The sequence below is a fragment of the Peptostreptococcus canis genome, assembly GCF_014229965.1.
Lineage (GTDB): Bacteria > Bacillota > Clostridia > Peptostreptococcales > Peptostreptococcaceae > Peptostreptococcus > Peptostreptococcus canis.
Genome location: NZ_JABGBW010000002.1, coordinates 77,767 through 92,975 on the forward strand (window position 1 = coordinate 77,767; position 15,209 = coordinate 92,975).

At 27.7% G+C, this 15,209-nt stretch carries 13 protein-coding genes; 2 read left to right on the forward strand and 11 right to left on the reverse strand.

Features of this window, described 5'->3' with window-relative positions; genetic code table 11:
- Window positions 1-3: 3 nt before the first annotated feature.
- The 5 genes from gap to HLB29_RS03495 all read right to left on the reverse strand — a co-directional run bounded on the left by gap (window position 4) and on the right by HLB29_RS03495 (window position 5,602).
- Entirely contained in the window at window positions 4-1,020 is a 1,017-nt protein-coding gene (gene gap / locus HLB29_RS03475) for a type I glyceraldehyde-3-phosphate dehydrogenase (RefSeq protein WP_185623769.1), read from the reverse strand.
- 476 nt (window positions 1,021-1,496) lie between these two features.
- Window positions 1,497-2,138 (reverse strand): YitT family protein, encoded by a 642-nt coding sequence (locus HLB29_RS03480; RefSeq protein WP_185623770.1) that lies wholly within the window; start codon window positions 2,136-2,138, stop codon window positions 1,497-1,499.
- Between the two features lie 668 nt (window positions 2,139-2,806).
- Window positions 2,807-3,154, reverse strand: coding sequence for a hypothetical protein (locus HLB29_RS03485; protein WP_185623771.1), 348 nt, complete (start codon window positions 3,152-3,154; stop codon window positions 2,807-2,809).
- Window positions 3,155-3,194: 40 nt separating this feature from the next.
- Complete coding sequence (locus tag HLB29_RS03490) at window positions 3,195-3,956, reverse strand: alpha/beta fold hydrolase (RefSeq protein ID WP_185623772.1); 762 nt, start codon at window positions 3,954-3,956, stop codon at window positions 3,195-3,197.
- 239 nt (window positions 3,957-4,195) lie between these two features.
- Entirely contained in the window at window positions 4,196-5,602 is a 1,407-nt protein-coding gene (locus tag HLB29_RS03495) for an exonuclease domain-containing protein (RefSeq protein WP_185623773.1), read from the reverse strand.
- A 122-nt stretch (window positions 5,603-5,724) separates the two neighbouring features.
- Here HLB29_RS03495 and HLB29_RS03500 point away from each other — a divergent pair, with 122 nt between their 5' ends.
- Complete coding sequence (locus HLB29_RS03500; protein WP_185623774.1) at window positions 5,725-6,588, forward strand: YihY/virulence factor BrkB family protein; 864 nt, start codon at window positions 5,725-5,727, stop codon at window positions 6,586-6,588.
- Window positions 6,589-6,689: 101 nt separating this feature from the next.
- Here the strand turns inward: HLB29_RS03500 and HLB29_RS03505 are convergent, their stop codons facing one another.
- From HLB29_RS03505 to HLB29_RS03525, 5 genes are all read right to left on the reverse strand, one after another.
- Window positions 6,690-8,384, reverse strand: a complete 1,695-nt coding sequence (locus tag HLB29_RS03505) for a phospho-sugar mutase (RefSeq protein WP_185623775.1) — start codon at window positions 8,382-8,384, stop codon at window positions 6,690-6,692.
- A gap of 143 nt (window positions 8,385-8,527) precedes the next feature.
- The gene (locus HLB29_RS03510) at window positions 8,528-9,976 is read right to left on the reverse strand and encodes an alanine/glycine:cation symporter family protein (protein WP_185623776.1); all 1,449 of its coding nucleotides are present in this window, start codon (window positions 9,974-9,976) and stop codon (window positions 8,528-8,530) included.
- Window positions 9,977-10,245: 269 nt separating this feature from the next.
- Complete coding sequence (gene trxA, locus HLB29_RS03515; protein WP_185623777.1) at window positions 10,246-10,563, reverse strand: thioredoxin; 318 nt, start codon at window positions 10,561-10,563, stop codon at window positions 10,246-10,248.
- 85 nt (window positions 10,564-10,648) lie between these two features.
- Window positions 10,649-11,962 carry a sensor histidine kinase gene (locus HLB29_RS03520; RefSeq protein ID WP_185623778.1) on the reverse strand — a complete coding sequence of 438 codons (1,314 nt, stop codon included), beginning with the start codon at window positions 11,960-11,962 and terminating at the stop codon, window positions 10,649-10,651.
- Window positions 11,952-12,623 (reverse strand): response regulator transcription factor, encoded by a 672-nt coding sequence (locus HLB29_RS03525; protein WP_185623779.1) that lies wholly within the window; start codon window positions 12,621-12,623, stop codon window positions 11,952-11,954. The genes HLB29_RS03520 and HLB29_RS03525 overlap by 11 nt, the downstream gene beginning before the upstream one ends.
- Before the next feature lie 130 nt (window positions 12,624-12,753).
- On the opposite strand from HLB29_RS03525, the gene HLB29_RS03530 reads away from it, so the two are divergent.
- Window positions 12,754-13,254: a hypothetical protein gene (locus HLB29_RS03530; protein ID WP_185623780.1), complete on the forward strand. Its 501-nt coding sequence runs from the start codon at window positions 12,754-12,756 to the stop codon at window positions 13,252-13,254.
- A 92-nt stretch (window positions 13,255-13,346) separates the two neighbouring features.
- On the opposite strand, the gene HLB29_RS03535 is transcribed toward HLB29_RS03530, so the two are convergent.
- The gene (locus HLB29_RS03535; protein ID WP_185623781.1) at window positions 13,347-15,107 is read right to left on the reverse strand and encodes a Na+/H+ antiporter NhaC family protein; all 1,761 of its coding nucleotides are present in this window, start codon (window positions 15,105-15,107) and stop codon (window positions 13,347-13,349) included.
- Between the last annotated feature and the right edge of the window lie 102 nt (window positions 15,108-15,209).

The window sequence follows — 15,209 nt, forward strand, 5'->3', positions numbered from 1 at the left end:
TTTTTACAAAGATCTACTAACTTTATCTGTAAGGTCAGCAGTTCTAACTGCATACCCCCATTCATTATCATACCAAGAGATTACTTTTACAAGCCCATCATTCATAACCATTGTAGAAAGTGCATCTACAATAGAAGATCTAGAATCTCCCTTAAAATCTACGGAAACTAGTGGTTTATCACAATATCCCAAAATTCCCTTTAATTCATTTTCAGAAGCTGATTTAAGAGCCTCATTAATTTCATCAGCTGTAATATCCTTCTGTTTCAAATTTACAACTAAATCTACAACTGACACTGTCGGCGTTGGAACTCTTAAAGAGAAACCATTTAATTTACCTTTTAATTGTGGAAGAACTAAAGAAACTGCCTTTGCTGCACCTGTAGTTGTAGGTATAATTGATTCTCCGCATGCTCTAGATCTTCTTAAATCTTTATGAGTTTTATCCAGTACTTGCTGATCATTTGTATAAGCATGAACTGTTGTCATCATTCCGTTCTCTATACCAAATTTTTCATCTAAAACTTTAGCAACAGGTGCTAAACAATTTGTAGTACAAGAAGCATTGGAAATAATATGATGCTTATCTGCTACATAATCATGATCATTTACACCTAATACAACTGTTAAATCTTCACCTTTTGCTGGACAAGAAATTATTACTTTCTTAGCACCAGATTCAATATGACCTATTGAATCTTCTCTGTTTTTAAATTTACCAGTATTATCTATTACTATATCAACCCCAAGATCCTTCCAAGGTATTTGAGATGGATGAGATGCTCTTGTAATTTTAATTTCTCTATTATTTACTAATATTGCATTTTCATCTTTTACCTTTACATCTCCATCAAATATTCCATAACTTGAATCATACTGAAATAAATGAGCAAGTGTTTCAGAATTCGCTCTCGCGTTTATTGCTACTACCTCAAAATTATATTCAGGATTATTTTCTGAAATTCTTAGTACTGCTCTACCTATTCTCCCAAAACCGTTAAGACCTACTTTTACTTTCATTTTTTTCCTCCATTAAATCATTATTTATACAATCGTTTTCCTATTATAAAAAAATAGTAATTAAATTCTATGTTTATATAATTTTAATTTAAAGAAAACAATTAAATAATATATCATATATAATTATTTACTATATATATATTGTATACTAATACTGGAAATATTGCAATATATTTTTATTTATACATCATAATTAATCTTTTTTTGCATATTTTTTATACACAGTAATATATTTAAGTACTTTTTATTAAAAAATAAATATATTTATCTAATACATAAAAAGATAATCGACTGCAAATAATTTGAATAAAAATAGGAACCTACTCAAAACTGCATTTTAAAATTCATGAAAATTAGAATCCTTACTTAAAAATAAATCTAGTTTCATAAAAATAAAAATCTTACTTTATGAGTTTGTTCCTTTTGATTATTGTATTTATATTGTCAATAGGTAGCATTATTTCTAATAAAAATATTTACGCTGCTACTTCATCAATTTGATTATGTTTAGTTTCAACTAATTCAATAGTCGTATTAAATCTGTACATGATATTTATCACTTGACCACTCGTTACTACAGCTATTATTGAATAAATCATCGTATTAATTGGTAGATAAGATAATGACAATATCAAAATACTAATATCTGTTAATAAATATACTTTACCTAAACTAAGTTTATCTAACTTTGATGATATAATCAAGGCTACTATATCATCCCCACCAGCAGCTCCACCAGCATTAATTATTATACCGCAACCCAAACCTACACAAATTCCACCTAGTAAAGCCGCGATAAAATTATTTTCAATAGTAATCAAAAATCCTATTTTTTCATAAAACCCGTAAATCAAAGAAAAAATAGAAGTTGCAAAAATTGTATTGGCAAAAAATTTCTTTCCAAAATATCTATATCCAAGTAATATTAATCCTCCATCGATTAAAATATTGGAAATAGAAACATCTACTTTTAATACGTTTTTAAAAATCAATAATAGACCTAAAACGCCACCTTCTGTAATTCCATTCTGATAATAAAAATTATAAATACCAAACGATAATATAAAAGTACCAACAATGATTTTAAAAATCTTTTTTATAATACACCGTTTGTCCATAAAAATACCTTCCTTTTTATTTGATGCTTTCTATTTTCCCGAGAATAAAAATTGCAATAGATGTACGCATCTCACTCTTTGAAGTTATATAACTTTAGTAAATATAGGCCTTTTTTATTTAAAATAATTAAGCTTAACTGATATTGCTATTATACATAAAAATAAACACCTTTTCAATAACTATTTTCTGTTTTAAAAAAGACGTTTTTACGTTAAGTTTTTAACGTGTTTTTTTGTATTTTATACTTATTGATATAAAATCCATTGTAATCCCTTTATTTTTAATAATTACAAGCTTTTTCAAGAAATAAAATTTTATTATTATAAGCAACTTTCTTAGTATATACAAACTCTTGTTTTTTAATATTTTTAATTTATTTAGTATTAGTAAACCTACTTATATACTCTTTTATGCTAATTTACTTTTAATTTTTTTAATCACATCTTCATTTATTCTTTCCTTTAGACCTAAATTGATACTTTGATATTATATTTTTAACTGTATTATCAATCCATTAAAAATATTTTTTAATTTTTATTACATAAAAATAAGAGGAAAATATTTCCCCCCCCTATTTTTTAATAATCGTATTTATTCTGTACACCCTGTATACAGAATATAGTTTCCATACATTTCTATAAATTAAGAATATTTTTTACCTTTTATGTTATTTACTATCATTTTCTAATATTATGTATTCATCTCGTTTTTTTGTATTGAGTTCATCATAAGAATCTTCCTCAAATTCGTTATCAAACCCATCTCGTTCATCTAAATAATCGTCGTGCAAATCGATATCCTGTTCAATTGCTTTATTTATTATTAAATCATCGACCATATCTCTAAGTTCTTCTAACTCTTCAATTTCCATATCTTCTACCATTATTTCTTCTTCATCAAAATCTAAATGATGTTTAAGAAAGTCCTTAATTTCTTCCTCATTGTTTTTATATACTTTATAACCGATAGCGCCGGCTACAGTGCCTAATAAAGCACCTGTTATAAATTTTTTCATAATGTTCCTCCTTAAATATTAATTATTCGTTCTAAATACATTATACGTAATTTTGTTTTTCATTTCCAATTTCTAAGTCACATTCATGAAGAAAATCCACTGGATTTTCAAAAATATACTGCATATGACTCATTCCTTCCAAAATCCTAATTTCTCCCGACTTCAACTCCTTTATTTCGGGCAAATTAATTTTTGATTTGTCTTTCTCACCAAATAAAAATCTTACTGTAGTACCTTCCCTATATAATTCAGATGGTAATACATAATCATAACAAGAATAAGCTAAATTCTTTATCGTTTTCTTATCCATATCATTATAGACTTTCAAACAATACTCCTCATCATCCTTGCTTATATATTTATATTTATCATAATTATCAAATGCTTCAAATCCTTTTTTCTTAAATGTTTTAACCATTTTTTTCATCTCATGATACAACATCATACCATAAATCTTACTACATTTTAGTGCAGGTGAGTCCAAAGCAGCTTTATCAATTTTTAAGGATTGATCTTTTAAAATTTCGAATGCTACTGAAGAACCATAAGATGATCCCAGTATAAAATGAATATGAGAAATACCATTTTTTTTCAACCAATCTACAATTTGATCCGCCTGTCTCCTCGTAGAAATAAATTCAGAGTGGGGAAAAGTCAGACCATCAAGATGAGGAACAATTACATAATAATCATCTTCTATCAAAGGTAATATTGATCTATAACTAGTGATACCCGGATAAAAAATACTATGTATTAATAATATCACTGGCTTATCTGGATTACCGAATGTATCTACTTTCATTTTTTCCTCCAAAGTTCTATATCATATTTATGAGTCTATACGCACTAAATAATAATTAAATATTGCCATAAACACATTATCTGTCCAATAATATACAACTATGACAACGAAAAGTCAATTTAACTTTAAATAATGATTTGTTAAATAATTTTCTTGCAATATATATACCAAAAACATTAAAATATGATTCCTAAATGAGTTATAAATCAATACAAATTTCATTTTTATTCAAAATTTTTTTATTTATTATTTTTATTGTTCTTTTTCTTACTCTTTTTATTTTTTTTAGAATTATCAATAAAATTTATCAGTTTTAACATCCAAGATTCATTAATAATCTGAGGACCTCTTCCATTTAAATAAAGGAGTAAAAATAACTTTCCTTCAACAGATTCAAAAAAGTATTTTTCGTCTTCATCTTCGCTTATTATAATATAGTCAAGATCATCATCCATTTTATTTAATATATTTGCCCCTTTATTCAAAATAAATGATTTTATCAGTTTGTAATTTTCTTCAATCGCTCCGCTATGTATATAAAAATTTTTATTAGTATACTTTATAAATTTATCTTTCGAATCATCATAAAAGAAATTTGGATTGAAACCATTATCATATATATCTTTTAACTCGGATAGTGATAAAACTCTTATTAATTGTTTTGAAGCTATACTTAATAACATTTCAATCTCTTCTTTGCATTTACCATCAGAATTAATATCTATAATATCTACATCCTCTTTAATTATTATATAATCGGTATTACTATATATCTTTTTATCATATTTAATATCACATTCTGAGAATATAGAATTTATATCAGATATATCTGTGTTTGATAAATACTCTGAAAGATATATAGATTTATCTTCAAAAATTTCTTCCAAATTTCCTATATTAAGTAAATATCCTTTAATATCTTTCCAGTTAGATTTATTAAATTGTTTTATAATTTTCTTTCTATTACTAATTTCCTGTTGTTTGATATTGTTTTCAATCCAGTCAGAGTATTTTTTTATGTTTTTATTTGAATTCCCTTTTAAAATATAACTTTTCATTTTTTCAAAACATAAATATGTTCTATAAGCATCTGATCTTGCTCTATGTGTTGATTTATTTTCAATATCAAATTTTTTACATAAATTAATCAATGAATATTCAGTTTCATATAAGTAAATACCTAATTCAAAAGTATCTATAAAATCAGCTTCAAAATTACGTTTGAGAATTCTATTAAAAGCATTATTAATTAACATAAAATCATTTGGAACTCCATGTCCGACGATAACACTATCATCTATAAAATTAGCAAAATCTGTAATTACTTTCTTTTCTTCTTTTGCCTGATGTATCATACTGTTAGAAATTCCTGTAAGCTTTTCTATAAACTCATCAATATAATATATCTTTAAATTCTTCTCTATCTCATATGATAAAACTTTTGATTGACTATAGTCAACTAACCTGTATTCAGGAGGTTTAACTAATTCATTAAACTCTGATACTATATCACCATTTTTAATTTTTATCGCACTTAACTCTATTATATAATTGTATTCTGAACATCCTGTTGCCTCTAAATCGATTACCACATATTCATCAGGTATGCTTTTCGAAAATACACTATTTTCTATTATATATGACAACTAGTTTCCTCCTTTCATTGTCTATAAATAAATTATAGCATAAATATACTATAATTGTATTATCTTTATCTAGCTTATAGTACCTAAAATATGGTATTATTGAAAAAAGGAGGTCTCTTTTTATGCTGAAGAAGATGAAAAACTATTTAAAAGTGATATTGCCGGTAATTGGACGATTTAACGTTCCAGATATGTATTCCAGATCAGCTGAAATCGCTTTTTATCTAACTATCACAATTTTTCCAACCTTGATATTTATAATATGTGCTTTGGCATATATACCTGGATTAGATGTGCTTTTGAACAGTAAAAATTTTGTTCAAATAGTCCCAAAAGATGCCTTATTAATTATACAAAGTATAGTTAACTCAGCAGTCGAAAATAAAAGTATTGAATTGCTTATATTTTCCTTTTTACTAGCAACTTGGACTGCCTCAAAAGCTGTTAAGTCAATTATAAAAGGTCAAAATATGGCTTTTGGATTTATAGAAAACAGAAATTTCTTTTTACTTAATCTTATTTCAATGGTTTATGCTGTTGGATTTTTTGTAATGACAATATTATCAATAGGACTATTGGTATATGGTAAAAAAATAAATATATTCTTCAATACAACACTAGGATATCATGCCATTTTATATTTGCTATTTAATATTTTGAGATTTTTACTACCTATAGTATCTATGACCTATATATTTTTAAATTTATTTACACTCTCTCCCTGTGGAGAACTTAAGTATAGAGAAACATTGCCAGGTTCTATTATTACAACGATATTATGGCTTATTTTTTCATTTTTCTACTCATTTTATGCAAATTACTTCAATTCATCAAAACAAATATATGGGAATATATCAACAATTATAGTATTAATGACTTGGCTATACTTTTGTAGTATGTCTGTTACTATTGGATATAAAATAAATGCAATATTATATTTTCAAAGAAAAATAGAGCAGAAAAACAGTAGTTCTAAAGTGAGATAGTATAATAGTATAATAATTTACAATACAATATTATATTATTTGGTAAAATTTTAGTGGTTATTATCAAATTATGAAAAATGATAATAACCACTTTTAAATAATTATTTTATAGATTCTACTATATTTAGAAAATACTTATCTAATTTATCTAGTTTTGATGTAGCAATTGAATCATCTAAATTATAAGTTCCAATGTATATCTTTATCTTTGGTTCTGTTCCTGAAGGTCTAAATGCAATCCACGACTTATCTTCCAAAACATATTTCAATACATTTGATTTAGGAAATCCCTCAACCCCTGATTGAAAATCAAGTCTTTCAATTATTTTCAAGTTATCAATATCATCATGAATATTATTTCTTAAATAAGACATTATTCTATCTATTTTTTCTCCGCCTTCTTTTCCTTCCAAGTATATAGAAGTAGTTTTCTCTCTATAATATCCATATTTATCATATAAATCTATTAAACCTTCATACAATGTTTTCCCTTTGCTTCTGTAGTAAAGGGCCATTTCAGCAATTAATAAAGTCGCTGTAACAGCATCTTTATCTCTACATTGCTCACCTATTAAATATCCATAACTTTCTTCATAACCAATAATGAAAGTTTTTGATCCATCTTTTTTATACTGAGTCATTTTATCACCAAGAAATTTAAAACCAGTCAGTATACTCACTACTTCAACTCCCAACATTTTTGCAATATCAGAACCGAATTCAGAAGTCACAACAGTCTTAATCATGCACGAGTTTTCAGGAAGCCTACCTAAGTTTTTTAGTCCAGATAATACATATTCAGTGAGCAAGCCTCCAATTTGATTGCCGGTAAGTAAAATAACTTCTCCATTTAAATTTCTGACTGCTACTCCCACCCTATCACAATCCGGATCGTTAGCTATTAATATATCTGCATTTTCAGATTTTAGCAATTCTATTCCCCTAGTCAATGCTACACTTTCTTCAGGGTTTGGGGTTTTTATACCTGCAAAATCAGGATCAGGCATTTCTTCTTCAGGTACTGTAATTACATTTTTAAAACCCGAGTCCTTTAATACTTTTAATACAGGAACTCTTCCCGTTCCACAAAGAGGTGTATAAATCACTTTGAAATCAGTTCCATAATCATAGATTAACTCTTTCCTTATTATATTTTTTTTGACTTCCTTTATAAATTTTTCATCAATACTCTTATCTAAAAGTACCATTTTTTTTCTGTCACTTTCTTTAAACAAAGGAATATCGGTAAATTTTTTCACGTTATTAATTTCATTTAGCACATCAGTTGCAACATCAGGCATAATTTGTGCACCATTTTCACCATAAACTTTATATCCATTATAGTTTTGAGGATTATGACTCGCAGTAATTACAATCCCACCAATACAGTTTAATTCCATAACAGAAAAAGATAACATTGGCGTAGTTCTTAAATCATCAAAGTAGTATACTTTCATTCCGGCAGCAGCAATCGTTTCACATGCTTCCATACAAAACTCTCTAGACATATGTCTATTATCATGTGCAATTACAATACCTCTTTCTGCTGCATCATCATGATTTTTTAAAAAGTAGTTTGCAAGTCCATAAGAAGTTTTTCTTACAATATACTTATTCATTCTATTAGTACCAGCTTCTAATATACCTCTTAATCCTGCTGTGCCAAACTCCAAATCTTTGTAAAATCTATCTTCTATTTCTTTTTCATCATCTTTAATACTTTCCAATTCTTTTTTTGTTTCATCATCAAAATATGGAGAAGTTAACCATTCATTGTACAAATCTAAATATTTCATAATATACCTCCTCAAAGTTATTAATAGATTATCTCTATAATCATATTGTAAACTTAATCTATGTATTAGTAAAGTATAATAATTAGAAAACGAGCACACAATTTTGTACTCGTTTTCTAATTATTATATTCAATAAATATGACTTATTTATTTTCCCACATTTTTATAATTCCACTTATCTCTGGGATTGTGTTTTTATGGAAAGTAGGCTTAGATATACCTTTCTTTTTCTGTTCCGAATAATCTGTAAGAGCTGCATATGCATATTTCCCTAAAATTAATATAACTATTAGGTTTAAAATTGACATCAATGCCATAAATAAATCAGCTAGATTCCAAACCACTTCCATTTTAACTAATGAACCGTAAAATACAAATAAACATACTAGAGTTCTAACTATATTAAGAATTATCTTTTCTACAGCTGATTCTTTTTTCTCAACCATAAACTGTATATTTGATTCTCCATAATAATAATTACCTACAATTGAAGAGAAAGCAAATAGGAATATACACACTGATAAGAATATACCTCCAAAAGGTCCTAAATGATGAATAAGAACTTCTTGTGCTAATAATATACCTTCATTTGAACTTGCTGCATATCCATTGAAAAGTAATACCATAAATGCAGTACAACTACAAATAATTATTGTATCTGTAAAAACGCCTAATGACTGAATTAACCCTTGAGCAACAGGATGAGAAACATCAGCAGTAGCAGAAGCATTTGGCGCAGAACCCATACCTGCCTCATTAGAAAATAGTCCTCTTTTAGCACCAGTTAATAAAGTAGCCATTATTCCTGCTCCAGTACCGGCAACAAACTGTTGAGGATTAAACGCGCCTACAACTATATCTCTAATCACTCCTGGAACAGAACCAATATTCATTATAATTATTATTAATGCAATCAAAATATATAGTACAGCAAACACAGGAACAATTATTTCAGAAACTTTAGAAATTCTATGAACTCCACCAAATATAACTAATCCAGTGATGATAGTAAGTGCTATACCAAACACCATTCTGTTTAGCCCGAATGAACTATTTAAAGCAATCGACATTGTATTTGCCTGTACTGCATTAAATACAAATGCATAAGTAATAGTAATAAGTATTGCAAATATAATTCCTAACCATCTTGCATTTAAAGCCTGTTCCATATAATATGCTGGTCCACCTTTTGTTGCAGTACCATTTGGTACTTTAAATATCTGTGCAAGTGTTGCCTCAACAAAAGCGGATGCAGAACCAATAAGTGCTATCAACCACATCCAGAATATTGCCCCCGGTCCTCCACCAACTATCGCTAAAGCAATACCAGCAATATTTCCAGTACCTACTCTTGACGCAGTACTTATACAAAAAGCACCAAATGAAGAAATACCACCTTTTTTCTTGGCATCTTTCATATTTTCTGTATCTACTAACAATTTGAACTGTTCGCCAAAAAATCTAAACTGTACAAATCTAGTTCTAATCGTAAAATAGATACCTATACCAACAAGCATTACAATTAACACTTTTGACCACAATACATCACTCAGTGACATTGCAGCATTGTAAATCGAGTTAAAAAATTCCATGATCCCCTCCTATAATACCTAATGAATTTTGTTAAAATGAAATTTTATTTATTATTTCATTCATATTTACTCTTTATTATACAGTATTTATACTCGATATTCAACAAGAAATGAATAATATACTTTTTAAATTTCATTATTCTTTTTTATCTATAAATTGAAATTTTTATTTTTTTACTGTCTTTTTATTAAACCCTTCACAAATATTAGCTATGTAAAAAAAGCATACCTAAAGGTATGCTTAAATGTTTAAATTATTAACCACATATTTATTTTATTGAATTTAAAGCTGAAGTTATTTTTTCTTTTGGCATAAAACCGATTTCTCTTTTCACCTCTACTCCATCTTTGAAGAATATAACAGTGGGTACAGTGCTTACACCAAATTCCTGTGCTATATCCATACTCTGATCAACATCTACCTTTGCAAAGAATGCTTCATTTTTCAATTCTTCTGCAACATCTGAAAATACTGGTCCTAGCATATTACAAGGCCCACACCACGTCGCGAAGAAATCTATAACTGCAATTCCTTTTTCTTCTTTTACATTTTTTACAAATTCTTGAGAACTAATTACTTTTGCCATTTTTTTTCCTCCGTTATTATTAATTTATTATATTATGTTATTACCATAAAATAACTTTTTCAAACAATTTTTATAAATTAATCATTTATTCAACTGAATTTAAATGTTTTTTTGCTTCTTTTTTATCTCTGACTTTTGAGTTTTTATCTTTCATATTTTTCTTCTTATCAGGTTTTCCTCTTGGTATATCTATAATGAACTTAGTGCCTTCTCCAAGTTTAGATCTTACCTTTATATTACCACCAATTGTTTTTGTTATCAATTTTGATATAGATAATCCTATTCCGGAACCTTCAATATCTGTTGCTCTAACTGAGTCACTTCTAAAAAATCTTTCAAAAATATGTTTCTGATCTTTTTCAGATATCCCTATGCCTGTATCAGCAACTACAAGATGAATTCTGTCTCTAGATCTTTCATAAGCTGATACCTCTATAATATCACTTTCTTCTGTGTATTTAAAGGCATTGTCAACTAATATTCTCAAAAGTTGCATTACTTTATTTCTGTCGGAACAAATATTTTTATTTTTCATTTTAATACTATATTTAAATTCCTTGTTTTGATAATCCGCAATTTCGACATATCCATCATAAATTTCTTTAAAAAGTTCTTCAATATCAAATTCTTCTCTGTTAACAGATACTATCGACTCTTCTTTTGTAAGAGACAACAATTCACTTATCATCTTTTTTAATTGTCTTGTTTCTCTCATTGCCACAGCAACAGTTTCAGCTTCTTCCTCAACAGTCGAATTTGGAGTTTTAAGTAATGATTCAAGTTTAGACTGTATTATAGAAACCGGTGTTCTGAGTTCGTGAGAGGCATCTTGTACAAATTTAACTTGATTATTCCACGATACCTCTATTGGTTTAAGAGCTTTTTTGGATAAATATTTACTAATTAAATATACCGGCAATAATGATAATAAATCTGCACTTATCAACAAAGCTACTAGATGGCTAAGTGTTTCTTTTTCAGAGTCTATATTCCGCATTATTCTAAATCTAAAACCATTTTCTGTTGCATAAGCAGTTCTAAAATTGTATCCACTATATTTTTCAAAATAAAAACCATTTTCTGTTTTATTCTCATCTGTAGGTACTTTTCCGCTAAAATATCTATTTTGAGTATAATATCTCACAGAATCACCCTCATATATATATACTATATCTTTTGGATCTTGTAATACAATCGGATCAAGTATTGAATCTTTATTAAACTGATTGCTAATAAAGTGATACTCATCTATCAAAGCTCTATCTAATGTCCTATATAAATTAGATTTAAAATAACTATATATAAAAAGACTCATCAATATCATAAAAAGTTGAACTACAAGCAATATATTTAAAATCAACTTTTTTCTGGTCTTTACAAATACATTATTATTTATCATCCAATATATACCCGACCTTTCTCTTCGTTTTTATATATTTATCATAATCGTACTTTGATAATTTCTTTCTAAGATTACTTACATATACTTCTACTATTTCTATAGTAGCATCTGAATCTATTCCCCATATTCTATCATATATCTGTTCTTTTAATAATATTGATCCTTTGTTAAGGACAAAATATTCCAATAGTTTAAACTGTTTATTTTGTAATTCTAATTCTTCATCATATATATAGACAGTATTTTTTTCTGAATCTATTTTCAAATCTTTAAATTCAAGATATTTGTTATCTTTTATACGCCCATTTGTTCTTAATATGGCAAAAGTTCTAGCTACTAACTCATCCATATAAAAAGGCTTTGTCAAATAGTCATTAGCTCCTAATGTAAATGCCTCCATTTTGTCATCCAAACTTTCTTTCGCTGTTAATATAAGTATTGGAGTATCAATACCTGATTTTCTAGCTTCTTTTAAAATAGTTATTCCATCCATATTGGGTAGCATTAAGTCCAAAATAACTAAATCATATATACCTTGAGATATCAAATAAAGTCCTTCTTCTCCATCTGTACAGGTTTCAACCTCAAAATGTTTGGACAGCTCTTTTTTCATATCTGATTGTAAAGTTTTATTATCTTCAATTATTAATATTTTCATAGTTATATCTCCTTTCAAAATCCATCATATATATAATATTAACATAATAAACAAACTAATTACAACATTTCATTTCTTGAAATACTTATGTCTATCATGCTATAATTATTATAAAAATGAGGTGATATTTATGAATCAGCAAGTTACATTTGATGGACTAATTAATCCCGATGACAATAATAAGGAAAATACTGATAAATTTTCTAATAAAAGTACCAAAAAAGAAAATACAAAATCTATTAAGAAAAAAAGTACAACTTTAAAAAAGAATAAAACTTCTGAAAAAATCAGTAAAGAGTCCAAGTCTCAAAAAAAATCTTCTTCAAAAAAGAAAGTGCTGAAAAAAAACGAAAAAATAATTTTCACGCAAGAAGATTCTGACAAGCTTTGCGAAGTTTTCGATTGGTACATTGGCATTAGAGATTCACTGGAAATAAATCTAAATAGTTCATCTAATATTCCAACTGTATCTGAAAGTATAATAGCAAAAAAGAAAAAAATAAGTTTAACAGTTGACGATGAAATATGGAGTAATTTCTCAGTTTTATGCGAAAATATAGGGACAAAAAAGGGAGAGTTAATATCTGAAATATTAAAAGAATATCTTGTAAATCATAAAGATCTGATATAAATATTATAAGTTATCAAAGTATAATAGCCGAGCTTATTTAAACTCGGCTATTATACTTTGATTTATTATTATGGTTTTCTGTGAAGTGCTAATTAAAAATGAATTCCTTCCTTAGCCAGTTTAGCTTCGAATTCTTTGTCATCTATATCTGTTCTCTTACCTATTATTCTTAATCCTACAGCAACCAACACAATAGCCACTGGTAAAACAACTACTACAGGAAGTCCAAACCCAGCCGGTATATATCCAAATAAAATAGTACAAGCTGCTATATAAGCGGCATATGGTAATTGTGTCTTTACGTGGTCGATGTGATTACAGCCTGCTCCCATTGATGAAAGTATAGTCGTATCTGAAATAGGAGAACAATGATCTCCAAAAATAGCCCCTGTAAGAACAGCTGATGTCGATACTACTACATATCCCATATCAGGATTTATTGAATGGGCAAGTGGTATTGCAAGTGGCATTAGTATTCCCATTGTTCCATATGCAGTACCAGTTGAGAATGATATAATAGCACCCAATACAAATATAATAGTTGGTAATAAGAATGCTGGAATAGAATCTGATAAATATGTTATTAAAAACTTAGCAGTTCCAACTTCTTTTATTACTGAACTTAAAGACCATGCAAGTATTAATATTACACCAGTTATCATTAATGTTTTCATACCATCAATCCAAACTTCTATAGCTTCTGAAATACTGTATATTTTCTTAAATTTAGCCATTATAATAGCTACGATTGAAGAAAATACAGCAGATTGGAATAACGCAACAGAAGCATCCGATGCTGAAAAACATTCTTTTATTGAATTAAATGAAAATGGAGATTGGCTTATAACCGAAATTAGAACCTTATCATCGCCAGTCATTATGCTTGAATATCCGCTATAATAAAATGCAATTAATGCACTTATTATCAATACACCAATTGGTATAATTGCATTCCAAACACTAAGCTTTATTCCATCCTTTGGAGCCATATCATCTAACTCTTCTACACCTTGATCTAAATCAATAGTTAAATTATCTCTTCTATATGAAATATATTCTTCTTTTCTCATAGGACCAAATTCTCTCATCATCACGGCACTTAATATAATAAACGAAAGTATTAAAATATTATAAAATCTAAATGGTATTGTCTGTAAAAATACACCAAAAGCATCTACTTCAATATTAATTATTCCGAAAGAATCATGAATTAATCCTACTTCAAGTCCAATCCATGTAGATATTATAGCAAGTCCTGCAATTGGTGCAGCAGTTGCATCAATTACAAAAGCTAATTTTTGTCTAGAAATATTCATTTTATCAAATACAGGTCTCATAATAGGACCTACTATTAAAGAATTGGCATAATCATCAAAAAATACTAAAATTCCTAAAAACCAGGAAATTAATTGTGCACTTTTTGATGTCTTAGCCCTATTTGCTAATGACTCTGCTATAGCTTTTGCTCCTCCCATCTTTCCTACTAAATTAATTACTCCTCCTATACAAAGTACCTGTAAAATAATACCGGCATTCCAAGGGTCTGCAAGAGATGACAGTGCTCTGGAGATAAAATCTAAAAAAGCAAAAACAGTTGCAGTAACAGGATTTTCACCATTACCTAACTGCAAAATAAATGAGCCAGATAACACCCCTAGAAAAAGTGATACCACTACATTTTTTGTGATAAAAGCCAAAACAATAGCCAATAATGGAGGTATAATAGTTATAATACCAAACTTATTAGCATTTGTTTGTGCTATTTTATCAATATCTTCAGCAAAAGTAGGAACAACAGTCATCATAAAAATAATTGCTGTCATAAATAATAATCTGAAATTTCTTCTAATCATTTGAAATTCCCTCCTTAAATAATAATAAATAATTGATTAAATAAAGAAATAATGTAGATAGCATCCACGAGGCAATGTATCTTCACTGAAAAACGAATTTCA